The following is a 22,523-nucleotide window of genomic DNA, read 5'->3' on the forward strand; positions in this document are numbered from 1 at the left end:
CTCAATCGCCGGAGTCGGAGTCCTCGGGCGCGGTCTCGGTCTCGGTGACCGGTTCGCCGGCGGCCTCGGCCCGCTCCTCGGCGACGCGGCGGGTGGCCTGGTGGACGCGGACGGCGAGCAGCGCGCGGGCGAACCGGGCGGCCAGCTCGCCGTCCAGCAGCTCCGGCACCTGGTCGACGCTGATCATCCCGCCGGACCTGGCGGCGACCGTGCCGGCGCCGACCTTGATCCCGTGCCCGTCCGCGAGCTCCTCGACGGCCGGCAGGTCCAGCGCCGAGCGGATGGTGTCCTGCAGCGCGCGGACGGTCGCGGCGTCCCGGTTGATGCGGACCTCGGCGTCGTCGGCGCGCTCCTCGGCCCGGTCGGCGCGCTTCCGCTCGGTCTCGATGCGGGCCTCGGCGGTGTCGGCGACCTGCTCGGCGCGGTCGGCGCGGGTGGCCAGCTCGGCGGCGCGCGCGGCGACGGAGTCGCGTTCCACCGTCAGCCCCGCGATCTCGCCCTGGGCGGCGGCCAGCTCGGCGCGCAGCCGCCGCTCGGTGTCGGCGGCGGCCTCCAGCTTGGCCCGCGCGTCCGCGAGCTCGGTGCGCGCGTCGGCCAGCTCGCTGCGCGCGGTGGCCAGGGCGGCCTGCTCGGCGGACAGCCGGGTCGCGAGGTCGTCGCGCTCCTTCTCGGCCTCGGTCCGCGCCTGGTGCTCGGTGCTCCACGCCGCCTCGGCGCGCTTGCGCAGCCCCTCCGCGCTGGCGGCCTCGTTGGCGGACGTCGCCCGTGCCTGCTGGTGGGCGCCCGCCTCCTTCCAGGCGTTGGCCTCGCTCTCCTGCGCGGCCGCGACGCTGGCCTTCGCCGCGGCGAGTCCCTTGCGCAGCTCCTCCTGCGCTTCGGCGACCTCCTTGCGGGCCGCCTCCGCCTCGGCCTCGGCCCGCGCGGTCCGGGCGTCGGCGTCCGCCGCCGCCTGCCGCGCGGCACGCGCCTCGGCCAGGGCGCTCTCGGCCTTGCCGAGGACGGCCCGCGCCTCGCCGTCGAGCCGGTCGCCCAGCGCGGCGGCGGTCGCGGTGAGCCGCTCCACCAGTTCGGCGAGCCGCTCGACGTCCTGCTCGAAGGCCACCACGGGCGCGGGATCGACCCGGGCGATGGCCACGCCCTTCCGGGCCGCCACCGGCTCGTCGTCGCCGGTTCTGTCGCCCGGCAGCCGGAGCGGCGCGGTCAGCGTACCGTCGTCCGTGATCTCCTGATCTTCGCGCACGCGAGCATCCTAGTGAAAACGCCCGGATTTGCACCGCTCGTCCCGTCATTGGGGTCTGGCGGGCCTGAGCGGTCCGCTACGCCGTGGGTCACGGTCCAGCGCGGCGGGCAGCAACCCCCGGCGGGCACCGTCGGCCACGCTTAATTCGACGGACCTCTAATTTGACATCCGCCTAAGCAGGGACGCAGACTCGAAGCTGTTTAGACGTACATCGAATCAAGGAGCGATCATGTCCCGTGTTCAGCTGGCGCTGCGCGTCCCCGACCTGGAGGCGTCGATCGCCTTCTACTCCAAGCTGTTCGCCACGGACCCGTCCAAGGTCCGTGCCGGCTACGCCAACTTCGCCATCACCGAGCCCCCGCTCAAGCTGGTCCTGATCGAGGGCGAGGACGAGGAGACCACCCGCCTCGACCACCTGGGCGTGGAGGTCGAGGACACCGCCCAGGTCACCGACGCCACCGAGCGACTCAAGGAGTCCGGCCTGGTCACCTTGGAGGAGAAGGACACCACCTGCTGCTACGCCGTCCAGGACAAGGTCTGGGTCACCGCCCCCGGCAACGAGCCGTGGGAGGTGTACGTGGTCAAGTCCGACGCCGACACCCTCACCAAGCCCGAAACCTCCCACTGCTGCACCCCGGCCACCGACGAGGAACCGGCCCCCGCCTGCTGCTGACCCACCGCTCCCTCAGCACGCGGTGAGCGGCTCGGCCTGGTAAGCCCGGTGAAGCAGTTCAAGGAAACGCGGCGCTGCGGGAACGGGCACGGCACCGATCCGCTGGACCGCTACCCCCGGCGTCCAAGAGTTCATGACCACGGCACCGGCCAGCGTCGGCAGGTCGGCGGGCGTGATCTCCGCTACGCGCTGGGGGAAGCCGAGACGGTCCAGTTGCCGGCGGACGATGCCCATCGTGGTCCCGGTCAGCATCTCCGCGTCGGGCCACACCACGGCGTCGCCGTCCCAGAAGGCCAGATTCCAGATCGTTCCCTCGCTGAGCCGCCCCCGGCGGTCGACGAAGGCGGCGTCGTCGAAGCCGTCCCGGACGGCCCGGCGCATGAAGTAGGTCTTGGCCACCTCGCCGACATGCTTGACGGACGGCAGGACCCGCTCGTACTCGACCGTCGCCAGCGCCAGCGGTCCCGATGGGCCCGACGAGGGCGGTCCCGTCCGGACCAGGACCTCGATCTCCGCGTCCCCTACGTCTCCGGTGAACTCCCCGGGCGACGAGTACACGGTGGCGGTCAGTGAGACGTCCGCGGGACCGCCCTCCAGCGCCGCCCGCAACCGGGACCGCACCCGATCGTCGGGCAATGCCCGGCCGAACAGCTCCATGGAAGCGAGGCGGAGCCGCTCCAGGTGAAGGTCGAGGCCCCGAACCTTGCCCCCGCGTACCTGCATGGCGGTGAAGTGGGCATAGCCCGCGAAGGCGAGTGACGCCAGTTCTTCGGCGGTCGCCGCGCGGCCATTGCGATGAGCGACGAAAGCGGACATGCGTGCCTCCAGCAATGCGGAATGATCAGCCGGCGGGACGACGTTAGGCCTTCACACCGGTGAGAAGGTCAACCCGCGGGGACGGTGACATGCTGATCGGCGAGTTGTCCCGGCGTACCGGGGTGAGCCCGCGACTGCTGCGGTACTACGAGGAGCAGGGCCTGCTGGAGCCCGGACGCGGCCCGAACGGCTACCGCCACTACGACGAAGCCGCCGTCCTCACCGTCCGCAAAATCCGCGTCCTCCTGGACGCGGGCCTGACCAGCGAGGTGATCCGGGCGGTCCTCCCGTGCACTCGGGACGACCGCCCGGAGTTCGACTGGTGCGCCGACATCCGCGACCTCCTGTCCCGGGAACTGGCGGCCCTGGACACCCGCATAGCGGACCTCCAACACAACCGCGGCACCCTCGCCGCATTCCTAACGCCGGACCAGCCCCCGGAACACAGCTGATCTCGCGCTTCCCGCGCCTCCCTCAGGTGAGGACATCGGAGGTCTCCGGGGAGACGTCCACCGCGCTGAGGGTCACCTCGGCGACGGGGGCCTGTTCGTTGCGGGTCAGGAGGCCGATCACGACTGCCCCGGCGCCGAACGATGGCGGTGCTAATCAGCTCATGCGGCTGAGGTCCGCCCGCCGCTGGACGACGCGTCGGGGCTGGGCGCGTGGTGCGGCGTGAAGACGAAGGTGGAGTCGCCGTCGTCCAGCCGGATGGTCAGGGAGGAGTCCAGTGCGTCGGCGAGTCGGGTGAGCAAAGGCAGGGTGGGCACCGAGTCGCCGTTCTCGATATTGGAGATCTGCGGCTGCGTCATGCCCGCACGACGGGCCAGTTCGGTCTGCGAGATGGCGAGGGCGGAGCGCCGGTCATAGACGGCCTGGCCGAGCGCAAGGGCGTGTCCGGCCTCGACGTAGGCGGGGGACTCTTCGACCGTTTCGTTCAGGAGCTTCTTGCTTCGGCGCGTCTTCCATTGGGAGTGATTCACGGCGTGCCCTCCTTGCTCCGGTCGTAGGTGTGCGCAGCCGGCTCATGCTCAACCTCGCAAACCTTCTGCGCTTGCCGTGCCCGTTCGATCTCCGCCTCCTCGCGCTGCCGGGTCTTGCGGAACACGGTGAGCGGCACGATCCGTTGCTGCGGGGGCGAGCCAGTAGGTGATTCGGACGGGGTTGCCGTCCAGGCTGAAGCGTAGCTCGCGCACATTGCCGCCGAGGTGGCGTGAGTACGGTTCGCCCAGTGTGGTCGGCTGGGACGCGAGCATGTCGGCCGCCCGTTCGGCCTTGTCGCAGTGCCGGTCGGTGAGGAGTTCCAGCCACTGCCGGACCTCCGGTTCGATTCCCTGCTCAGGTCAGGACGTCGGAGGTCTCCGGGGAGACGTCCACTGGGCTGAGGGTCACTTCGGGGGCGGGGGGCTGTTCGTTGCGGGTCAGGAGGCCGATCACGACGGCTCCGGCGGCGACGATGGCGGCGCTGATCAGTGTCGTCACCTGCAGTCCGGTGGTGAAGGCGTCGCGTGCGGCGTCCAGCAACTCGGCGCCGGCCGCTCCGGGAAGGCGTCCGGCGGTCTCCACGGCGCCGGCGAGGCTCTCCCGGGCCGCGCTCTCGGCGGCGGCCGGGACGGCGGCCGGGAGGGAGTCGCTCAGGCCGCCCCGGTAGATCGCCGTTCCCAGGCTGCCGAGGAGCGCCATCCCGGCGGCGAGCCCGAACTCCTGGCCGGTCTCCGAGATCGCCGAGGCCGCGCCGGCCCGCTCCGGAGGTGCCGTGGTGATGATCCGGTCGATCGCCAGGAGGACCCAGGGGCCGAAGCCCACGCCCATGACGACCAGCCCGACGACGACCCACGCCAGACCGGCGACGCTGATCATCAGCGCGCCGACGGCCACGACGCTCATGGAACCCGTCAGCACCACCGCCGGGCGGAACCTGCCGGTGACCCTCGGCGCGAGCTGCGTGCTCAGCAGCACCGAGGCCGCCTGCGGGAGCATCCACAGACCCGCCTCCAAGGGCGACAGACCCAGGACGAGCTGCAGGTACTGGTTGACGAAGAGCATCACGCCGCCCATCGCGACGAGCCCCACCATCAGCGAGGCGAGCGAGATGCTGAAGTCGCGGTAGCGGAACAGCCGCACGTCGATCATCGGGTCGGCCAGGCGACGCTGCCGGCGGACGAACGCGACCCCGAGCACCAGGCCGGCCGCGATGGACACCGCCACCGTCTCGTCCATGCCGTGGGTCGCGACGCGCTTGATGCCGTAGATGAGCGAGAGGACGGTGCCCAGCGACAGGACGGCGCTCGGCAGGTCGAGCCGCCCGGCCTCCGGGTCGCGGTACTCGGGCAGCAGGAACGGCCCGGTGAGCAGCAGGATCGCCATCACCGGAACGCCGAGCAGGAAGACCGAGCCCCACCAGAAGAACTCCAGCAGCAGCCCGCCGACCAGCGGGCCGATCGCGGAACCCACCATGAAGCCGGCCATCCAGACGGCCAGGGCCTTGGTGCGTTCGGCGTCGTCGGTGAACATGTTGCGGATCAGCGACATGGTCGACGGCATCAGCGTCGCCCCGGCCACGCCGAGCAGCGCCCGCGAGACGATGAGCATCTCGGCGCTGGTGGAGTACGCGGCCAGCAGGGACGCGACGCCGAAGGCGCCCGCGCCGACCAGCAGCACCTTGCGCCGCCCGATCCGGTCGCCCAGCACCCCCATGCTGATCAGGAATCCCGCGATCATGAAGCCGTAGATGTCGAGGATCCACAGCAGCTGGTCCGCGCTGGGGTCCAGGTCGGCGCCGAGCTGCGGGATCGCCAGGTGCAGCACGGTCATGTCGATCGAGATGAGCAGCGTGGGCAGCGTGAGCACGGCCAGCCCGATCCACCGTCTGGGGACGGTCGCCATATTTCGATTCCTTCCTCGCCGGGTTGCTCAAGCGTCCGGCCGCGTCGGCCGCCGGTCGCCTGCGAATGAGGAAGTCGTCAAAGGGGCACTCGATTCCGCCTTGACGCTCGACTCGGCCGAAAGTCCCGTACCGCCTCCGTCGCACGACCTAGGCGAGCGTATGTCCCGCCTCCGACAAACCGCGGCGGGGCGAGAACGTCAGCTGCCGGGTGGGCGCCGTCCCGTCATCCGGCTTGGTGGAGGCGGGCGTCGTCGTACGTCTCGCGGGCATCGAGCAGTTCGTCCCAGTGCTGCTCAACCCAGGCGCAGGCGACCGCCATTGGTTCGAGCATGCTGCGGCCCAGCGGGGTCAGCTCGTACTCGACATGCGGGGCGGCCTCGGCGTAGACGGTGCGCTTGACGAGACCGTCCCGTTCGAGGGAGCGCAGCGACTGGGTGAGGACCTTCGGAGTGACGCGGCTCAGCGGCACACGCAATTCGGAGAAGCGGCGCGGCCCGTCCTCGAGGCAGCGGATGACGAGCGCCGCCCACTTGTCGCCGAACCGGATCGGATTGAGCGAGGACGGACACAGCTCGTCGAACATGTCGGCGGGGAGCGGTCTCCTCATGGGCTCACGATAGCCGGTATCCCGGCGGTAACCGGGGCCGCGGTTAACGTCGGCGAACCGGCCGGGCACAGGGGCTCCGGCCCTGGTGAGAGGCGGTTCGTCATGAACATCGTGGTCTTCGGCGCGGGCGGCCGGGCCGGGCGGCAGGCCGTGGCCGAGGCGCACCGGCGCGGCCACCGGGTCACCGCCGTCGTGCGCGACCCGGGACGGCACGGCGAGCTGACCGGCGCGCGGGTCGTGGCGGGCGATGTCACCGACGCGGTGAGCGTCGAGCGGACGGGCGCCGGGCATGACGCGGCCATCAGCGCCGCAGCGGATCTGTCCGTGCCACCGCACGACTTCTTCACCGCCTCGTCCCGAGCCTTGGCCACCGGCCTGGCGAACGCGGGCGTACCGCGCCTGGTGGTGGTCGGCCTCGCGGCGATCCTGCCCGGGGCGTCCGGTGTCCCCTTGATGGACGAGCCCGGCTACCCCAACGAGTACCGCCCCTTCTACCTCGGCCACGCGGCGGGCCTGGCCGAACTCAGAACCTGTGACCTCGATTGGACATACGTGGCTCCTGCGGGCGACTTCGACCACACCGGCACGAGCACCGGCCGGTACCGCATCGCCGACCACGGTGATCCCGCCAGCCGAATCACCTACGCCGACTTCGCGATCGCGCTACTAGACGAGATCGAAACACCCAGCCACCACCGCGCCACCGTCAGCATCCGCGAGGCGTAATCCCCGCCGGCGTGCGGCGTCCACGCACGTTCACCGGGCCGAAGCCGGGGGACGTTGGTGGTCGCTGGGCTAGGACTGGATGGGGTTGGTCGGGGAGTCGAGCCATACGGTTTCCGCGCCCGGGGCGACGGTTAGGCCGAAGCGGTCGCGGGGTGGGCTGCCTTGGGCGACCCACCAAAAATATGCGCGGACCGCCTCGTCCCACAGGTTCCGGTCTCCGCGTACCTCGTAGTCACGCTGACCCGGTCGGTAGGTCGCGGTGGCCCACGCCTGCGTTGACCACAGGCGAAGGGCGTACGTGTCGTCCTGGTGGTGGCCTCGGGCGTTGACGCCGGGTAGGAACCCGCCCATGGCGAGATCCGCGCCCGCCGGTGCGTAGCCGATTGTCCGGGGATCGATCTGCGTTGCCGACTTGGCTCCCTCGTCGCCCGACGTGGGCCAAGGCGGCTGACGGTGCGAACGCATCATCATGTACGAGGCATGGCCGGTGAATCGACCCACCGCCGTGCCGTCGGGCATGACGACCAGCCGCAATTCGTGACTGGACGCGAATCCCGGCGCGTACGGGGTGACGATGACGCCACCGGGCCGGGTCTGCCGCACCCACGCGTAGGGGACGTGCGACACCCCGCAGGTAGCGTGCACCCGATCGAACGGAGCCCCGTCCGCCCAGCCGTCGCCGCCATCGCCGACGACGAGACGCGGAGACAGGCCGGCCCCCTTCAAGCTCTCTGCGGCCCGCGCCGAAACCAGCGGGTCGATCTCCACGCTGGTCACGTTGTCGGCCCCGGCCATCCGGGAGAGCAGGCCCGCCGTCCACCCGGTGCCGGTGCCGACGTCCAGTACCCGGTGCCCGGCCTCGACGTCCAGCAACTCAAGCAGGGACACGACGGTGCTCGGCGCCGAACAAGACGAGGTGAAACGGCCATTTCCCGTGGCGACATCGGTCCGCCCGTCATCGAGCTGCGTGATGATCGCGTCGTCCCGGTAAACGAGGTCGAGCCACCTTTCGGGCGCGGTGGCCCTGTCCACCCGATCGCCTTCCCCGGTCCACGCCACCGGAGGGACAAAGGCATGCCGAGGGACGTCGCGCAGCGCCGTCCGCACCCGCCCCTGGGTAAGCCACCCAGCAGCCGCAAGCCGCTCGACCAGCGCCTCCAAACGCCGCGCAACGCCCTCTTCCATCACCCGCTACTTCCCCCGCTTGCCGTCGCCCTTGTCGTCCTTGTCCGGCGGCGGAATCGGCTTATCGGGCTTGTGCCCGTTCTTCTCCGCCGGGTCCCCGTGCTTTCCCATCCTGTTTCCTCCCATCGCTCCGGCACGGTCGAGTGCCTATTTACAGATGGTGAGCATGTCATCACCATCCGTCAATATGTACTTCTGCACAGAACAAAGAGGAGCTTGCAGAGGGGAGGGATCAGTGTGAGCTCCCAGCCTGCCTGGCGTGAGCGAGGAGTCTGGCGAAGGCGCGAGGGGTGAGGGTGAGGTGGCCGGTGTCGGGGGCTTTGCTGTCTCTGATGGCGATGGCGTCGGGCAGCGCGGCGAGTTCGATGCAGTTTCCGTAGTCGTCTGATCGCGTAGATTTACGCCATTCAATGATCATGCGAGCGAGTCCAGTGTCTTGGCGATGAAGGTGCGGGATGCCTCGACGGTCAGTGAGGACATGCCGATCTGGTCGTACCGTATCGTCTGTTCCTGGATATCGGCAGGGTCGAGCGACATGTGGGCAGTGCTCCCGTAATTGGCGAAACCGAGGTCGCCTGTGGGTGTATGCATCACCGTGAAGCCGCCACCGACGCCGCCGTAGCCGATGAGGCGGTCGGAGGTCACCCGTATGTAGATGTTCGGACGCTCGGAGATCTCGAGAAGGTGGCTGAGCTGTGCGCGCATGACGTCCTCGTCTCCGAAGACACGGAGGACGGCCGCTGTGTCCAGGATGGCCATAAGCGTGCACGGATCTCTGCGGGTAAGGATCTCTTGGCGGGCCATGCGCTCTGCCACCGCATCCTCGGCATCGGCCCTGCGGCTGGTCGTGTATACAGCGCGAGCGTAGTCCTCGCGTTGGAGGAGGCCGGGAACCAGGGAGGGCTCGTAGGTCTTGATGAGGTTCGCTCGCCGCTCGTATTCCTTGAACGTCTCCCACCAGTCGAGGTCCTGGGCGTTTTTGGCGTGTTTGACGAGGTTTTCGAAGAAGCCTGGCATCCCCCATTCGCGGTCCAGGACGCGAGCGCGCCCTATGGGAAGCTGAACGTCGCCCGATTCGTACCGTGCAACAGTTGAGCGGTCGCAGTCGAGTGTGAGGCCGAGCGCGGCACCGGAGATCTTGCGTAGCTGGCGATGTCTGCGCAGCTCAACGGCTATCAGGTGCCACAGGGAGAAGTCGGGACGCAGTGAGTCGGCGCGGCTCATCGGTTCTCCTTTGCTGTTGCATCTGCTTCGCGAACCTTCCGAAATTAACTCGCTCAAGCAACGCTTGTCCCGGAAACGCGGAGATGGAAGGGCAGGTGAAATGCTTGTGAAAGCCACAACCTCGGGTGAGTTGGACATTTCTTGTTTGGCAGCGGGGACGGTGCCGGGGATGGTGCGGGCGCTGGTGGAGTTCCGGCTTGCCGAATGGGAGTTGGAGAAGCTCGCCGGGGATGTTCTGCTCATCGGCGGGGAAATCGTGGCCAATGCGGTGCGGATCGCGCGGGATCGGGAGATCCGGGTCAGGTTCACGCGGGAGGCAGGGGCGGTCGTGCTGGCGGTGTGGGACCCGTCCGATGAGATGCCGGTGGTGCGTCCGGTCACCGAACTCACGCTGGACGACGTCGTTCCCGACGCGCGGGCGCTGGACGACGGCTACGACGACGGGACGGGCGGCTGGGGGCTTCCGCTCGTCCAGGCGCTCTCGACCGAGTGCGGAGTGCGCAGGACCGAGCCGTCCGGCAAATGGGTCTGGGCGGCCGTCGCGTGCTGAGGGTGGAGCGGTACGCGCTGTGGTGGCGCACCTACCAAGGAAGGCGCGTCGCCGTCCGCTATCTCGATGTGCTGGCGCTCGCGGTAAAGGCGCGCGGGTGGCGGTGCGTGCGGTTGTACGGGCGCGAGTTCCCCCGGCCGCTGCTCTGGGTCTACGCCAGCGGGGTCGCGGAGGACGTCGGGGTCGTGGTGTGCGTGCGGGCCGTCTCCGGTGGGATGTGGGCCTACCACGACGTGCAGCGGGGACGGGCCGGTTACCTCTTCCCCTGCGGGGACGCCAAGGCGGCGGCGGAGCAAGTCGATCTGCTCCTGAAGCACCGCCTGTTCCCGTCCACCTGGTGAGTCAGGGCATCAGGCGGCGGCGTAGGCGGCGGGTTTTGCGGTGTAGGGCTGACTCTTGGGGCTCTGCGTTGAGCAGGGTCAGCGCTGCTGTGGCGCCGGCGCGGGCGGTCTCCTCGGGGGTCGGCGGGTCCGTTCCCTCTGCGGCGGGGTCGTAGTGGAGGTCGCTCAGGTCGCCGACTATGTGGGCGTCCGTCTCCTGGAGGGCGTCCAGGTCCTCCTTGCTCCACTCGGCGACGCGGGAGCGCCAGGCGGGCGGGACGGTGACCTTGCCGCCGCGCTGGTCGCGGGCCTGGAAGCTCTGCGTGACGGCCTGCCGTGCGCGGTCGGCCTTTCCCTTCGGCCAGGACTTCTCCGTGAAAGCGGCGTTCAGGGACGCGAGCACCAGCGTCTCGGGCGCCGTCAGGCCGGTGTGGGCCTGGCGGTCCGCGACGGAGGTGTGCGTGAGGCCGGGTAGGCCCGCCGCCTGGGCGAACCGGTCCAGGAGGAGCTGAGGGGGCCTGCCGGGGCTGGTCACCACCGACACCTTGGACGCCCCCGCCCCCGACCAGCGCCGGACCAGCCCGCTGAGGATGAACGCCCGCCAGATGTGCGCGTCCGGGTCGGTCTCGATGCCGGCGTCCCGCTGCCGGGCGAGGCCCTTGAGGTAGGTGTCGAAGCTCGTGCTCAGCCCGTTGCGGATGTGCTGCTGCCACAGCGAGGGCAGGGAGCGGCCCAGGCTACGGGCGGTGACCACGACTTCGACGTCGTCGGCGCCGAGCGTGGCGAGCAGCCGGGAGGCGGCGTCGGACCGGATCACCGACAGGGCCTCGGCCGACAGCAGCACCGTCCCGGGACACGCCCTGACCTCTTCCAGCAGCGCTCGCCACGAGGGCTCCTCCTTGGCCGCCCGAAGCTCCGACACCCACGGGTACTCGGTGCCGAGAAGACCGTAGCTCGCCCACTCGTGGTTGGCCACGGTGCGCCGGCCGCGCTGCCAGTCCCGCGGGATCGGGTACAGGACGTCCGCTTCCGCCAGGGTCTCGTGGTTGTCCTGGAGCATGTGCTGCAGGAACGTGGTGCCCGACTTCTGCAGGCCGATGTGCAGGACGATCTTGGATGGCACAGGTCGCTCCGTCGGCCTGACGGGTCAGGCGCGGGTGGTGGTTACCGGTTTGCCCAGGGCGCTGCCCTTCGCCCACTTGGAGAAGGGTAGCTGCCAGTAACCCCAGCCGTTCGTCCAGGCCAGGTCGCGCTTGGTGCCGGTGACGTTGACGATGTCGCCGCGGTAGGCCCAGTGGAAGAACCACTTGGCGTCGGCGGTGGGGGAGCGGATGCAGCCGTGGCTGCAGTTGCGCCGGCCGAGGCAGGCGGGGTCGGCCGTGTTCTGGTGGATGTAGACGCCGCTGTTGGTGATGCGGGTCGCCCACGGGATCTTCTCGTCGTACCAGCCGGGGTCGCCCTTCTTCTTGCCGGGCGAGACCATGCGCTCCATGCGGCTGCGGTCCATGGTGAGATGGACGCCGCTGGTGGTGAGCAGGGTGTCGACGCCGTTCTTGACCTCGCCGCCGGAGCCGAGGCTGACGCCCCAGGTGCGGACGGTGCGGCCGTTCTGCTTGGCGACGAGGCGGTGGGTCTTGCCGTTGATGGTGACCGTGTGGGAGTCGCCGATCTTGAAGGTGCGGGTCACGTCCCGGTCCCCGAAGACCTTGTCGCCGATCCGCAGCCCGGCGTAGTGGACGGTGACCGAGACCTTCTGCCGGGGCTTCCAGGGACGCTTCGGCCGGAACACCAGGGACGGCAGGCCGTTGAACGACTCGCCGGAGCTGAGCCAGCGCCACGCGCCCTCGGTGGGGGTGGTCGAGGAGATCTCGACGCTGCGCTCGATGGCGGGCTTGGCGCGCTCGGGGACGGCCTTGTTGAACTGGACGAAGACCGGCATGCCGGTGCCGACCGTCTCGTTCTCGGACGGGACGACGTTGTTGACGCGGGTGGCCGCGGTGGCGCGGCTGGTCCGGAACGCGCTGGTCGCGGTGGTGGACTTGCCCTCGGGCGACGTCGCCGTCGCCGACACCTGGTAGCGGCCGCCCGGCTGCAGCGTCCACCTGGAGCGCCAGGTGGTCTTGTCGGGGGAGAGGCGGCCGGGGACGTCGGCGCCCTTCAGCTTCACCGAGACCTGGCCGAGCGTGCCGCCCGCGGCGGTGACCGTCACGCCCTGGTCGGGGCGGGCCCCGCCGCTGCCGTGCGCCGGGACGATCACCACCCGCGGCGTGCCCTCGTCGCCGCCCGCCGCGGTCTTCCCGCCGCCGCCCTTGCCGTCGTCACCGCCGCCGCAGGCCGCGACGAGCCCCAGGACCAGCGTCATCACAAACGCTTTTCCTCGCACCGTTCTCCCTCATCAGCCCGCCGGACCCGCGTCGCACGGGACGGCACCGGGATCGTCCACGGAACCGGCCTCGGTCCCGGCGGGACGGCCGGTCGGCGGCGTCCATTCACGTGTACGTCCATCGTCCCGCGAAGGTTCGCCGCGGGTGGGCCGTTCCGGGATCTCGGTGCCGCGTTCCCGTCGCGCGGCCGCGGCGCGGAGCGGGGCGCTCCCGGACGCGCCGCACCATATTCGGCCCTTTCCGGCTAAAAAGAAAATGCGGTGATCAATGGCGCCGAATGGTCTCCGCTTTGATCTGATATCGCAGCTTTCTTGAGGTGTTCTCGCAGGTCAGGCCGCTTCCCCTGATCTTCTATTCAAGATTGGGGAGGTGGTGGTTAAAAGCGGTGTTCCTTGCCGGAAAGCGCTGCGATGCTGGGTCGTGGCCGCCCGCGACGGCCCCGCAAAGTCACCTCCCGGGTGAGTTCTTGTCTGAAGGGACGCGCGATGAGTGCCCAGGGGCTGAGTCCCACCATCGACTCGGGCGCGGCCCCGGCGGATCTCGCGTCGGGCGGGCCCGTGGCGGTTCTCGCCCCGGTCGTCCCGCGACGCCGCGGCCCGGTGGGCCCCCGGATCCTGGCCGTCCTGTACCCGGTGTGCCTCGCCGCGGCGGACGGCTCGGCGATGGCCGTCGCCGTGTTCCGGCCCGCCGCGGGCGTTGTCGTGCCCGGCGCGGCGGCCGTGGCCGTGGTCGCGTGCAACGCGGCCGGCGGCCTGTACCGGACGCGCCGCAGCCCCTCGCTGCTCGCCGAGGCGCCGGCGCTGCTCGTCCGGACGCTGCTCGTCGGCGCGCTCGCGGCGGTGCTGCTGCCGGGACCGGCCCGCGGCGCCGCGGCCGCGTGGCTGTGGATCGCGGTGGTGACGGTGTCGGTGTCGTTCGGCGTCCGCGCGTTCGCGAACGCGGCGGTCAGGACGTACCGCTGCCGCCGATCCCGCGCCCGCCCGGCCCTCGTCGTCGGGACGGGCGGGACCGCCGCGCACCTGGTCGCCCTGCTGGGCGAGCGCGGCGAGTTCGGGCTCGCGGCGGTCGGGCAGGTCGCGGCGGCGGACCCGGACACCGGGCCGGGCGGGGCGGTCGCGCCCGTGCTCGGGGAGACCTCCGACCTGCCCGCGCTCGTCGAGGAGCACGGGATCGACATGCTGATCGTGGTCGCCGAGGACGTCGATCCCGGCCACCTGGACGCCGTGCTGCGCATCTCGTTCGGGCTGCCCTGCGAGACGCTGCTGGTCCAGCCGCCGTCGGACGTCGTCCCGGTGGCGCCGGCGCGGCGGGAGTACCTGGCCGGGCTGCCGTGCGCGCGGGTCGACTGGCGGCTGCGCGAGCCGGCGGCCCGGTGGGCGAAGCGGCTCCTCGACCTCGTCGCGGCCTCGGTGCTCCTGGTCGCCGTGTCGCCGGTGCTGGCGCTGTGCGCGCTCGCCGTGCGGCTGGAGGGCGGCCCCGGCGTGCTGTTCCGGCAGCGGCGGATCGGGCTCGGCGGCGAGGAGTTCGTGCTGCTGAAGCTGCGCACGCTGAAGCCGGCCGACGAGCAGGAGTCCGACACCCGCTGGACGGTCAAGGACGACGACCGCATGGGCCGGGTCGGGCGGTTCCTGCGGGCGACCTCGCTGGACGAGCTCCCGCAGCTGTGGAACGTCATCCGCGGCGACATGAGCCTGGTCGGTCCGCGCCCGGAACGCCCCCACTTCGTGGAGCAGTTCTCGCGCAGCTGCCCCGGCTACCTGCTGCGGCACCGCGTCCCGGTCGGGATGACGGGCTGGGCGCAGATCCACGGGTTCCGCGGCGACACGTCCATCGAGCTGCGCGCGAGGCTCGACAACCACTACATCGACCACTGGTCGTTCGCGGTCGACCTGAAGATCCTGCTGCTGACCGTCCGCGCGATGCTGTGCAGGGACGCCGGATGACCCACTACGCCTCCCCGTTCGCCTGGTCTGACGCGGCTCCGGTGAGCAGGCCGCGGCGGGCCGTCCAGGCGGCCCGCGCGGTCCGGGCGTCGCTCGCGCGGCCGAGCTGGCTCGTGGCCGCGGCGGTCGCGAGCATCGCGATCCCGTCCGGCTCGCAGGCGTTCCGGCCCGGCGTCCAGGTCGCGGCCGGGGACGTCGCGAGCGTCCTGCTGGTGGCGGCCGCCGCGTTCCTGCTGGTCACCCGGCGAGTCGCGATGCCGTCCGCGGCGCTGCCCGCGTTCGGGCCGCTGGTGGCCGCGTTCGGGGTCAGCACGGTGTGCTCGGCCGACATCCTCGTCAGCCTGCCCGGCTTCGTGCGGAACGTGCAGCTGTTCGTGCTGGTGCCGCTGGCCGTCGTCCTGCTCGTCCGGGACCGCCGCGACCTCGCGATCGTCTGCTCGGCGGTGCTCGCGCTCGGGCTCGGGGAGGCCGGCTACGGGATCTGGCAGTCGGTCACGGGGAACGGCGCGTCGCTGAACGGGGAGAACATCCGCGCGGTCGGCACGTTCGGCGCGGTCGACGTGATGGCCATGTCGGTCGTGGCCGGGATGGCGTTCCTCATCCTGACCGTGTTCGCGCTGTGGGCGCCGGGCCGCGGCCGCGCCGCGCTCCCGGCCGCGCTGCTCGGGCTCGGCGTGCTGGCGCTCGCGCTCGCGCTGGCGCTCAGCCGCGGGACGTGGCTCGCGCTCGGCGCCGCCGCCGTCCTCACCCTGGTGGTCTTCGACCGGTGGACGGCGGCGAAGGTGCTGGCGTGCTGCGGCGCGCTGCTGCTCGTGGTGCCCGTCCTCGCGGGCGGCGGGTCCGCGGCCGTCCTGGACCGCGCCGGGTCGATGGCCGCGTCGATCAGCGATCCCGACCGGTCCGTCGCGGACCGCTACCACCTGTGGGCCGCGGCCGTGCGGATCTGGGAGGACAACCCCGTCACCGGCGTCGGCGCGAAGAACTTCCCCGCCTACCGCGACTCCTACGCCGGGATCGAGCTGTCGTCGGGCAGCGAGACCGCCGACCCCGTGCACGGGTACATCCGGCAGCCGCTCCTGTCGCCGCACAACGAGTACCTGCTGTTCCTGGCCGAGCAGGGCGTGGTGGGCCTCGCGGGGCTCGCGGCGATGATCGGCGTCCTCCTCGCCGGGCTGTGGACGCGCCGCCGCGTCCGCGACCCGTTCTGGCTGGTGGCCGTGTCGCTGATGGCGTTCCTGCTGGTCAACTTCCTGTACGCCGATCTGGGCGGGCCGACCTGCGCGCTGTTCGCGATCGTCCTCGGGATCGTGGCGTGCCGGGCGCTCGGCGAGCTCGGCGAGCACGGTCTCGCCGAGCACGGGTCCGCGGAGGCGCGGCCATGACCCCGGCCGCCCGCGCCACTTCGGTGGGACGTGCCGCGGCCCTGTCGGGCGTGCTGATCGGCGCGGGCACCGGACTCGGGTTCGTCCGCGACCTGCTGGTGGCGCACCTGTTCGGCGCGAGCGCCGACACCGACGCGTTCCTCGTCGCGTGGACGATCCCGGAGACCGTCTCGCCGCTGCTCATCGAGGACGCCATGGCCCTGCTCATGGTGCCCGTCGTCACCCGGCTGCTCGCCCGGGGCGACGGCCCCCGGGCGCTCGTCGGGACGGCGCTGCCCCGCCTGGTCATCGCGCTGTCCGCCGGAGCGCTCGTGCTCGTGGCCGCCGCGCCCTTCGTGGTGGACGTCCTCGCGCCCGGCCTCGCCGAGCGCGGCGCGGCCGTCCGGTGCTTCCGGCTGACGGCCGTCACGGTCGTCACGTTCGGCGTCGCGGGGTTCATGAGCGCGACGCTGCGCGCCCACCACCGGTTCGGGCCGCCCGCCGCGATCTACCTCGCCTACAACGTCGGCATCCTCGCGTTCCTCGCGGGCCTGTCGGGCCTCGTCGGCATCACCGCCGCGGCCGTCGGCGTCGCCTGCGGCAGCGTCCTGATGATCGCCGTGCAGGCGCCCGCCTTCGTGCGCTGCCTGCGCGCGTCGCCCGCCGCGCCGCCCGCCGCCCGGGAGCGGGACGTCGAGCCGCGCATCGTGCTGCTGGCCGTCGCGCCGATCGTCGTCTACACCGTGACCCGGCAGGCGCAGGTGTTCGTCGAGCGCTTCTTCGCCTCCGAGCTCGCCGCCGGGTCGATCTCGCACCTCAACTACGCGCAGAAGGTCGCGCAGGTGCCGATGGTGCTGTCGCTGCTGATCGTGACGGTGACGTTCCCCAGCCTCGCCCGCGCGATGGCGGACGGCGACACCGCCCGGGTCGCCCACCGCATCCGGCAGGACCTCGCGGTCGCGAGCGCGATGGTGCTGGCCTCGGCCGCGTTCCTGATCGCGTTCGCGCCGGCCGTCATCAAGGTGCTGTTCGAGCACGGCGAGTTCACGCCGGACGACACCCGGCGCACCGCCGCCATCCTGCGCGTCTACGCCCTCGGCCTGTGGGGGCAGTCGGCGGTCGGCCTGGCCGCACGCGCCTTCTTCGCGCAGCGGCGGCCGACGTGGCGCCCGGCCGCCTTCATAGGCGTGGGCCTCGCCGTCACCACCGCGATCGGGGGCGTGTTCGCCGCGTCCGCCGGGACGCTCGCGCTGGCCGCCGCGAACGCCGCCGGGATCACGCTCGCCGCCGTCCTGCTGCTGGCCGGGCTGCGGCCGGACGTCGCGCCGGTCCCGCTGCGCCGGATCGCCGCGGACGTCCTGCGGCTCATGCTCATCGCGGCCGGGGCCTGCGCGGCGGGCCTCGGCACGGGCCTCGGCATGGACGCCGTGCTCGGCGCCGGGACGCCCGTGCTCGTCCGGCTGGCCGCCGGCGCCGCCGGCACCGCGGCGGCCTTCGCCGTCCTGACCGTCCTGGCGGGACCCGGCCCCGTCGCCTCGTGGATCACCGCTTCATGGCACACCGCGGGACCGTCCGGCGCGCTCGGACGCCGCTTCCGCACCGACTCGGGGGAGACCAGTGACCCAGCCCACCGAACCGACGACACACCTGACCGAGACCGCCCGGCCCGGCGGGATCCGCCCGGCGGAGAGGATCCGGCGGGCGCCGCTGGTGCTGATGTACCACTCGGTCGACCACTTCCGTGAGGACCCGCACCTGGTGACGGTGTCCCCGCCGCGGTTCGAGCGCCAGATGGCGTGGCTGCGGGCGCGCGGCCTGCGCGGCGTCGGCGTGGCGGAGCTGCTGGACGCCCGCGCCGCGGGCCGGGAGCGCGGCCTCGTCGGGCTCACGTTCGACGACGGGTACGCCGACTTCGCGACCAGGGCCCTCCCGGTGCTGGTGCGGTACGGGTTCGGCGCGACCGCGTTCATCGTGTCCGGGCGGACCGGCACCTACAACGCGTGGGACGATGGCCCCCGCAAACCCCTCATGACGGACGAGCAGCTCCGCACCGTCGCCGCCGCGGGCATCGAGATCGCGTCGCACGGCAGGCACCACGTGTCGCTGCCGGAGACCGACGACACCGAGCTCCGCGAGGAGCTGGAGGAGAGCCGCGCCCGCCTGGAGGAGGTCGTCGAAGGGCCCGTCACCGGCTTCGCCTTCCCCTACGGGCACGCCACGGAGCGGGAGGTCGAGGCGGCCCGCGCCGCCGGCTACGACTACGCCTGCCACATCCGCCCGGACGAGGCGTCCCGGCACGCGCTGCCCCGCGCCTACGTCGGCGACCGGGACGGGCCGCTGCGGATGCGCGCCAAGCTCCTCCGCCACGAGCTGCGCAGCCGGAGCCGCGTGTGACCCGGGTCCTGCACGTCATCACCGGGCTGGAGCACGGCGGCGCCGAACGCCAGCTCGTGCTGCTGCTGCGCCACCTGCCGGTGGCCTGCGAGGTCGCGACGCTCACCCGCACCGGGACGCTCGGCGCCCAGCTCCGGGCCGCGGGCGTCCCCGTCCACGAGATCGGGATGCGGCACAACCGGGACCTGGCGGCGCTGCCCCGGCTCGCGCGGCTGATCCGGCGGGGGCGGTACGACGTCGTCCACACGCACCTGTACCGGGCGTGCGTCTACGGCCGCATCGCCGCCCGCTTGGCGGGCACGCCCCGCATCGTCGCGACCGAGCACTCGCTGGGCGACGGCCACATCGAGGGCCGCGTCCCGTCGCGCGGCGTCCGGGTCCTGTACCGGGCGACGGAGCGGCTCGGGTCGGCGACCGTCGCGGTGTCGCCGACCGTGGCCGCGCGGCTGTGCGGCTGGGGGGTGCGGCCGGGCCGGATCGTCGTGATCCCGAACGGCATCGACGCCGCCGGGTTCGCGTTCGACGCCGCGCGCCGCGCCGCGACCCGGCGGCGGCTCGGCATCGCCCCGGACGAGCGGATCGTCGGCGCCGTCGGGCGGCTCGTCCCGACCAAGCGGTTCGACCTGCTGGTCGAGGCGGTCGCGCCGCTGCGCGGCGTCCGGCTGCTGCTGGTCGGGACCGGCCCCGAGCGGGCGCGGCTGGAACGGCTCGCCCGGGACCTCGGAGCCACCGGCCGGGTGCTCTTCGCCGGGGGCACCTCGGACGTCGCCGGGGCCCTCGCGGCGATGGACGTGCTCGCCGCCCCGTCCGTCCAGGAGTCGTTCGGCCTCGCCGTCCTGGAGGGGCTGGCCGCCGGGCTCCCCGTCCTGTACACGACCTGCCCGGCCCTCGACGACCGCCCGCCCGGCGAGGCGCCGCAGGCGCGGCGGCTCCCGACCGACGCGCGGATCTGGAGCGCGGAACTCGAACGCGTCATGCGCGGGCCCCGGGAGCGGACGCCGGTGCCGCCGGTCGTCGCCCGGTACGCCATCGCCGAGCAGGCCGCCCGGCTGGCCCGGCTCTACGAGGACGGCCTGACCACCGTCTCCGAGCCGTCGTTCCGCGCGGGCGCTCCGACACGAGAAAGGGCGCATGATGCCGCAACATGATGACAAGCGGAGACCCGCGGGGAGGCGGGTCCGGCCGCCGGGCGAGCCCGTGCGCCGCCGCCCGCGGCGCGCGATCGTCGTGGCCGCGGGGCGCGCGCGCCGGCCGGCCGGCGCGCTGCTCGTGCGCTTCCGGCTGCCCATCGCCTTCGTCGTGGCCGGGTTCCTCGGCGGTCTCGGGTACGGGCTGCTCGCGCCCACCACCTACACCGCGGCGGCCTTCGTGATCGTCGTCGAGGAGGAAGCGGCCGGCGGGCAGTCCGGGCCCGCGGCGGTGAGCTTCGCGCAGGCGTACGGGCGGCTCGCCCCGATGCCGGAGACCCTCGGACACGCGAGAGTGCGGCTGCCCGCGACGGCGCCCGGCGCCACCCGCGAGCACATCCAGGCGTCCACCTCGCCGGACACGCCGCTGATCCGGCTCGCGGGCAGCGGGCGGACCGCGCGCGACGCCGCCGCGTACGCCAACGCCGCCGCCGACGCGCTCGTCCGGTACGGGGCGGCCCATCGCGCCGACACCGGGGTCCGCGTCGCGCTGATGACGCCCGCGCAGCCGCCGGCCGCGCCGGTGTCGCCGAACCCGCCGCTGGACGTCCTCGTCGGCACCGTGTCCGGCGGGCTGCTCGCCGGGCTCAGCGCCGCCGTCCTCAGCGGCCGGCGCGGGCGGGCGGCCGCGGCCCGCGGCCGGGGCGTCGCCGTGCCGGGCCCGTCCGCCGGCGCCCCGGCCAGGAGCACCGAGACGGCGGCGCCGGCCGGTGCCGGCCACGCGGGGGTGGGATCGTGAGCCTGTCCGGTCTCACCCGCGGCAATGCCGCTCCCGCCGCGTTCGCGCCCTCCGCCGCCGAGTGGTCGGTGGAGGTGCACCGCGACGAGCAGGCGCTCGTCGGCCTGGCGGGCGAACTGCGCGACCTGTACGACCGCTGCCCGGCGGCGACGCCGTTCCAGACGTACGAGTGGCTCAAGGCATGGTGGGGCTGGTACGGGACGAGCGGCCGCCTCCGCCTGGCGCTGGTCCGGTGCCGCGGCCGGGTCGTCGCGGCGGCGCCGCTGATGGCGGGCGTCCGGCACGGGTTCCCGGTGCTCCTGCCGGTGGCCGGGGAGCAGAGCGACTTCACCGACTTCCTCATCGACCCCGTGTACGCCGACGGCGCCGTGCGGTACCTGACCCGGGCCCTGCTGGACGAGCAGGGCTGGTGCGCGCTGGACCTCCGCGAGGTCCGCCCCGGGTCGGCGGCGGAGCTGGTGGCGGAGCAGTGGCCGCGCCGGTCGTGGCGGATGCCGTCCTCGGTCTGCCTGGAGCTGCCCGCCGCCGGGATCGACGACGTCCTCGCGCGGCTGCCGCGCCGCACCGCCGGGAAGATGCGCGCGAAGCTCCGCAAGGTCGACGTCCGCGGCATCACCGTCGAGCCCGTGCCGTACGAGGGGGTGCCGGACGCCGTCCACGCGCTGGTCGACCTGCACCTCCGTCAGTGGCGGGGCCGTCCCGTCAACCCCGAGCACACGCGCGACCGGTTCCGGCGCCACCTGGCCGAGGCCGCGAGCGGGATGGTCCGGGACGGGCGCGCCGCCGTCCTGCAGTACCGCTGGGACGGGCGGCTCGTCGCCGCCGACCTCGTCCTGATCGGGCACCGGTACGTCGGCGCCTACCTGTACGGGTCCATCCCCGACCTGCGGGGCTCCGTGGACGTCTCGCTGATGCTGCTGCGCGAGAACCTGGCCCTCGCGCGGGACCGTAACCGGCAGGGCGTGAGCCTGCTGCGCGGCGACGAGCCGTACAAGCTGAAATGGCGCCCGACCCCGGTGCAGAACCAGCGGATCATCCTCGGCCGGACCGCCTCCGCGGCCGCGTTCGCCGGCCTGGCCCGCGCCCGCGCGCACCTGGCCGCCCGGCGGCACGGGCGGTGGGGAGGCCATGGCTGAAGGCGGAGCTGAACACGGGGCTGAACACGGGGCTGAACACGGGGCTGAACACGGGGCTGAACACGGGGCTGAACACGGGGCCGAAGACCGGGCCGAGGCCGACGCGGGGGAGCGCTCCGGCGGAGCCGCACCGCTGCGCGTGCTGCACGTCAGCTGGCCCACCGCGGGCGGGGTCGCCGGCTACGTCGCGCAGGTGGCCGGCGACCAGCGCAGGCGCGGCTGGGACGTCGCGGTGGCCGCGCCGCCCGGCGGTGACCTGTCCGCACGGTGCGCCGCGGCGGGCGTGCCCTGGTTCAGGTGGCCCGCCGGGCGGGCGCCCGGCCCCCGGACGCTGCCGGAGGTGCTCCGCCTCCGCCGCCTGGTGCGCGGCTTCGCACCCGACGTGATCCATCTGCACTCCGCCAAGGCGGGCCTGGCGGGACGGCTGCTGCGCCGCCGCGGCACGCCCGTGATCTTCCAGCCGCACGGCTGGTCGTGGCTCGCCGCCACCGGGCCGCAGGTCCTCGTCAGCCGGTGCTGGGAACGGCTCGCCGCCCGCCGGAGCGACGCGCTGATCTGCGTCGGGAACGGCGAACTGGAAGAGGGAAGGCGCGCCGGTGTCCGCGGCCCGTACCGGCTCGTCCGCAACGGCGTGGACCGGCGGCGGTTCACGCCCGCCGGCGACGACGCCCGGCGCGCCGCGCGCACCCGCCTCGGCCTCCCCGCCGGAGCGCCGCTCGCCGTCTGCGTCGGCCGCCTCACCCGCCAGAAGGCGCAGGACGTCCTGCTCGCGGCCTGGCCGGACGTCATCGAGCGCTGCCCGGACGCCCGGCTCGCCATCGTCGGCGACGGGGAGGACCTCGGCGCCTTGAAGCGGCAGGCCGTACCGGGGGTCCTGTTCGTCCCGGCGGTTGCCGACCCGCGGCCCTGGCTGGCCGCGTCGAACGTCGTCGTCCTGCCGTCCCGGTGGGAGGGGCTGCCGCTGACGGCGCTGGAGGCCCTCGCCACGGGGCGTCCCCTCGTCGGGACGGACGTCCCCGGCATCAGCGAGGTCCTCCGGCCCGGGCTCGGGGCCCTCGTGCCCGTCGAGGACCCCGCCGCGCTCGCCGACCAGATCGCGGTGCGGCTCCTCGTCCCCGGGCTCGCCGAGCGCGAGGGACGGGAGGCCGCCGCCG

The 22,523-nt window shown here is 72.9% G+C and carries 23 protein-coding genes and 2 pseudogenes; 13 read left to right on the forward strand and 12 right to left on the reverse strand.

The window, feature by feature from the left end:
* Position 1: 1 nt before the first annotated feature.
* Complete coding sequence (locus tag E1266_RS06555; protein WP_132044795.1) at positions 2 to 1,240, reverse strand: hypothetical protein; 1,239 nt, start codon at positions 1,238 to 1,240, stop codon at positions 2 to 4.
* 229 nt (positions 1,241 to 1,469) lie between these two features.
* On the opposite strand from E1266_RS06555, the gene E1266_RS06560 reads away from it, so the two are divergent.
* Positions 1,470 to 1,913, forward strand: a complete 444-nt coding sequence (locus E1266_RS06560) for an ArsI/CadI family heavy metal resistance metalloenzyme (protein ID WP_132044797.1) — start codon at positions 1,470 to 1,472, stop codon at positions 1,911 to 1,913.
* A gap of 12 nt (positions 1,914 to 1,925) precedes the next feature.
* Here E1266_RS06560 and E1266_RS06565 read toward each other — a convergent pair whose 3' ends face one another.
* On the reverse strand, positions 1,926 to 2,729 hold the full coding sequence (locus E1266_RS06565; protein ID WP_132044799.1) for an aminotransferase class IV family protein: 804 nt from the start codon (positions 2,727 to 2,729) through the stop codon (positions 1,926 to 1,928).
* An 89-nt stretch (positions 2,730 to 2,818) separates the two neighbouring features.
* Here E1266_RS06565 and E1266_RS06570 point away from each other — a divergent pair, with 89 nt between their 5' ends.
* Positions 2,819 to 3,181: a MerR family transcriptional regulator gene (locus E1266_RS06570; protein WP_132044800.1), complete on the forward strand. Its 363-nt coding sequence runs from the start codon at positions 2,819 to 2,821 to the stop codon at positions 3,179 to 3,181.
* A gap of 159 nt (positions 3,182 to 3,340) precedes the next feature.
* On the opposite strand, the gene E1266_RS06575 is transcribed toward E1266_RS06570, so the two are convergent.
* The 5 genes and pseudogenes from E1266_RS06575 to E1266_RS06590 all read right to left on the reverse strand — a co-directional run bounded on the left by E1266_RS06575 (position 3,341) and on the right by E1266_RS06590 (position 6,220).
* Entirely contained in the window at positions 3,341 to 3,709 is a 369-nt protein-coding gene (locus tag E1266_RS06575; RefSeq protein WP_132044801.1) for a helix-turn-helix transcriptional regulator, read from the reverse strand.
* Positions 3,706 to 3,846, reverse strand: coding sequence for a hypothetical protein (locus E1266_RS39265; RefSeq protein ID WP_243718264.1), 141 nt, complete (start codon positions 3,844 to 3,846; stop codon positions 3,706 to 3,708). Before E1266_RS39265 ends, E1266_RS06575 begins: the two co-directional genes overlap by 4 nt.
* Before the next feature lie 73 nt (positions 3,847 to 3,919).
* Positions 3,920 to 3,982 (reverse strand): annotated as a pseudogene (locus E1266_RS39270) (hypothetical protein); the annotation flags it as partial.
* Positions 3,983 to 4,064: 82 nt separating this feature from the next.
* Positions 4,065 to 5,612: an MFS transporter gene (locus E1266_RS06585; RefSeq protein WP_132044802.1), complete on the reverse strand. Its 1,548-nt coding sequence runs from the start codon at positions 5,610 to 5,612 to the stop codon at positions 4,065 to 4,067.
* Between the two features lie 224 nt (positions 5,613 to 5,836).
* Complete coding sequence (locus E1266_RS06590; RefSeq protein ID WP_132044804.1) at positions 5,837 to 6,220, reverse strand: helix-turn-helix domain-containing protein; 384 nt, start codon at positions 6,218 to 6,220, stop codon at positions 5,837 to 5,839.
* 102 nt (positions 6,221 to 6,322) lie between these two features.
* Between E1266_RS06590 and E1266_RS06595 the strand changes: the two genes are divergently transcribed.
* Positions 6,323 to 6,946: an NAD(P)H-binding protein gene (locus E1266_RS06595; protein WP_132044806.1), complete on the forward strand. Its 624-nt coding sequence runs from the start codon at positions 6,323 to 6,325 to the stop codon at positions 6,944 to 6,946.
* A gap of 69 nt (positions 6,947 to 7,015) precedes the next feature.
* Here E1266_RS06595 and E1266_RS06600 read toward each other — a convergent pair whose 3' ends face one another.
* From E1266_RS06600 to E1266_RS06610, 3 genes are all read right to left on the reverse strand, one after another.
* On the reverse strand, positions 7,016 to 8,131 hold the full coding sequence (locus tag E1266_RS06600; protein WP_132044808.1) for a methyltransferase domain-containing protein: 1,116 nt from the start codon (positions 8,129 to 8,131) through the stop codon (positions 7,016 to 7,018).
* A 232-nt stretch (positions 8,132 to 8,363) separates the two neighbouring features.
* Positions 8,364 to 8,549, reverse strand: a complete 186-nt coding sequence (locus E1266_RS06605; RefSeq protein ID WP_132044810.1) for a DUF397 domain-containing protein — start codon at positions 8,547 to 8,549, stop codon at positions 8,364 to 8,366.
* Positions 8,546 to 9,355 (reverse strand): helix-turn-helix transcriptional regulator, encoded by an 810-nt coding sequence (locus E1266_RS06610; protein ID WP_132044812.1) that lies wholly within the window; start codon positions 9,353 to 9,355, stop codon positions 8,546 to 8,548. The genes E1266_RS06605 and E1266_RS06610 overlap by 4 nt, the downstream gene beginning before the upstream one ends.
* Before the next feature lie 145 nt (positions 9,356 to 9,500).
* On the opposite strand from E1266_RS06610, the gene E1266_RS06615 reads away from it, so the two are divergent.
* Together E1266_RS06615 and E1266_RS06620 are read left to right on the forward strand one after the other, a co-directional pair.
* Entirely contained in the window at positions 9,501 to 9,905 is a 405-nt protein-coding gene (locus tag E1266_RS06615) for an ATP-binding protein (protein WP_165965957.1), read from the forward strand.
* On the forward strand, positions 9,899 to 10,246 hold the full coding sequence (locus E1266_RS06620; protein ID WP_132044816.1) for a hypothetical protein: 348 nt from the start codon (positions 9,899 to 9,901) through the stop codon (positions 10,244 to 10,246). The genes E1266_RS06615 and E1266_RS06620 overlap by 7 nt, the downstream gene beginning before the upstream one ends.
* Before the next feature lies 1 nt (position 10,247).
* Here the strand turns inward: E1266_RS06620 and E1266_RS06625 are convergent, their stop codons facing one another.
* On the reverse strand, positions 10,248 to 11,348 hold the full coding sequence (locus E1266_RS06625) for a hypothetical protein (RefSeq protein WP_207945459.1): 1,101 nt from the start codon (positions 11,346 to 11,348) through the stop codon (positions 10,248 to 10,250).
* A 24-nt stretch (positions 11,349 to 11,372) separates the two neighbouring features.
* Positions 11,373 to 12,587 (reverse strand): Ig-like domain-containing protein, encoded by a 1,215-nt coding sequence (locus E1266_RS06630; protein ID WP_132044818.1) that lies wholly within the window; start codon positions 12,585 to 12,587, stop codon positions 11,373 to 11,375.
* Between the two features lie 507 nt (positions 12,588 to 13,094).
* Between E1266_RS06630 and E1266_RS06635 the strand changes: the two genes are divergently transcribed.
* The 8 genes and pseudogenes from E1266_RS06635 to E1266_RS06670 all read left to right on the forward strand — a co-directional run.
* Positions 13,095 to 14,552 carry a sugar transferase gene (locus E1266_RS06635; protein WP_165965958.1) on the forward strand — a complete coding sequence of 486 codons (1,458 nt, stop codon included), beginning with the start codon at positions 13,095 to 13,097 and terminating at the stop codon, positions 14,550 to 14,552.
* Complete coding sequence (locus E1266_RS06640) at positions 14,549 to 15,934, forward strand: O-antigen ligase family protein (protein WP_132044822.1); 1,386 nt, start codon at positions 14,549 to 14,551, stop codon at positions 15,932 to 15,934. The genes E1266_RS06635 and E1266_RS06640 overlap by 4 nt, the downstream gene beginning before the upstream one ends.
* Positions 15,931 to 17,658, forward strand: coding sequence for a lipid II flippase MurJ (locus E1266_RS06645; protein ID WP_132044824.1), 1,728 nt, complete (start codon positions 15,931 to 15,933; stop codon positions 17,656 to 17,658). The genes E1266_RS06640 and E1266_RS06645 overlap by 4 nt, the downstream gene beginning before the upstream one ends.
* Complete coding sequence (locus E1266_RS06650; RefSeq protein WP_132044850.1) at positions 17,630 to 18,307, forward strand: polysaccharide deacetylase family protein; 678 nt, start codon at positions 17,630 to 17,632, stop codon at positions 18,305 to 18,307. Before E1266_RS06645 ends, E1266_RS06650 begins: the two co-directional genes overlap by 29 nt.
* The gene (locus tag E1266_RS06655) at positions 18,304 to 19,455 is read left to right on the forward strand and encodes a glycosyltransferase (RefSeq protein WP_132044826.1); all 1,152 of its coding nucleotides are present in this window, start codon (positions 18,304 to 18,306) and stop codon (positions 19,453 to 19,455) included. The genes E1266_RS06650 and E1266_RS06655 overlap by 4 nt, the downstream gene beginning before the upstream one ends.
* The gene (locus tag E1266_RS06660; protein ID WP_132044828.1) at positions 19,439 to 20,233 is read left to right on the forward strand and encodes a lipopolysaccharide biosynthesis protein; all 795 of its coding nucleotides are present in this window, start codon (positions 19,439 to 19,441) and stop codon (positions 20,231 to 20,233) included. The genes E1266_RS06655 and E1266_RS06660 overlap by 17 nt, the downstream gene beginning before the upstream one ends.
* Complete coding sequence (locus E1266_RS06665) at positions 20,230 to 21,369, forward strand: GNAT family N-acetyltransferase (protein ID WP_132044830.1); 1,140 nt, start codon at positions 20,230 to 20,232, stop codon at positions 21,367 to 21,369. The genes E1266_RS06660 and E1266_RS06665 overlap by 4 nt, the downstream gene beginning before the upstream one ends.
* Positions 21,362 to 22,468: pseudogene (locus E1266_RS06670) on the forward strand (glycosyltransferase); the annotation flags it as partial. The gene E1266_RS06665 and the pseudogene E1266_RS06670, both read left to right, overlap by 8 nt.
* Positions 22,469 to 22,523 lie beyond the last annotated feature (55 nt).

The sequence above is a fragment of the Actinomadura sp. 7K534 genome, from assembly GCF_004348575.1.
GTDB classification, from domain to species: domain Bacteria; phylum Actinomycetota; class Actinomycetes; order Streptosporangiales; family Streptosporangiaceae; genus Spirillospora; species Spirillospora livida.

Bases quoted from the DNA above. Each gene is read 5' to 3' on its own strand.
- E1266_RS06645 (WP_132044824.1), top strand. From the start codon at position 15,931: ATGACCCCGGCCGCCCGCGCCACTTCGGTGGGACGTGCCGCGGCCCTG.
- E1266_RS06570 (WP_132044800.1), top strand. From the start codon at position 2,819: ATGCTGATCGGCGAGTTGTCCCGGCGTACCGGGGTGAGCCCGCGACTG.
- E1266_RS06590 (WP_132044804.1), bottom strand. From the start codon at position 6,220: ATGAGGAGACCGCTCCCCGCCGACATGTTCGACGAGCTGTGTCCGTCC.
- E1266_RS06630 (WP_132044818.1), bottom strand. From the start codon at position 12,587: ATGACGCTGGTCCTGGGGCTCGTCGCGGCCTGCGGCGGCGGTGACGAC.
- E1266_RS06610 (WP_132044812.1), bottom strand. From the start codon at position 9,355: ATGAGCCGCGCCGACTCACTGCGTCCCGACTTCTCCCTGTGGCACCTG.
- E1266_RS06640 (WP_132044822.1), top strand. From the start codon at position 14,549: ATGACCCACTACGCCTCCCCGTTCGCCTGGTCTGACGCGGCTCCGGTG.
- E1266_RS06660 (WP_132044828.1), top strand. From the start codon at position 19,439: ATGATGCCGCAACATGATGACAAGCGGAGACCCGCGGGGAGGCGGGTC.
- E1266_RS06650 (WP_132044850.1), top strand. From the start codon at position 17,630: ATGTACCACTCGGTCGACCACTTCCGTGAGGACCCGCACCTGGTGACG.
- E1266_RS06600 (WP_132044808.1), bottom strand. From the start codon at position 8,131: ATGGAAGAGGGCGTTGCGCGGCGTTTGGAGGCGCTGGTCGAGCGGCTT.
- E1266_RS06635 (WP_165965958.1), top strand. From the start codon at position 13,095: ATGAGTGCCCAGGGGCTGAGTCCCACCATCGACTCGGGCGCGGCCCCG.
- E1266_RS06565 (WP_132044799.1), bottom strand. From the start codon at position 2,729: ATGTCCGCTTTCGTCGCTCATCGCAATGGCCGCGCGGCGACCGCCGAA.
- E1266_RS06560 (WP_132044797.1), top strand. From the start codon at position 1,470: ATGTCCCGTGTTCAGCTGGCGCTGCGCGTCCCCGACCTGGAGGCGTCG.
- E1266_RS06605 (WP_132044810.1), bottom strand. From the start codon at position 8,549: ATGATCATTGAATGGCGTAAATCTACGCGATCAGACGACTACGGAAAC.
- E1266_RS06585 (WP_132044802.1), bottom strand. From the start codon at position 5,612: ATGGCGACCGTCCCCAGACGGTGGATCGGGCTGGCCGTGCTCACGCTG.
- E1266_RS06595 (WP_132044806.1), top strand. From the start codon at position 6,323: ATGAACATCGTGGTCTTCGGCGCGGGCGGCCGGGCCGGGCGGCAGGCC.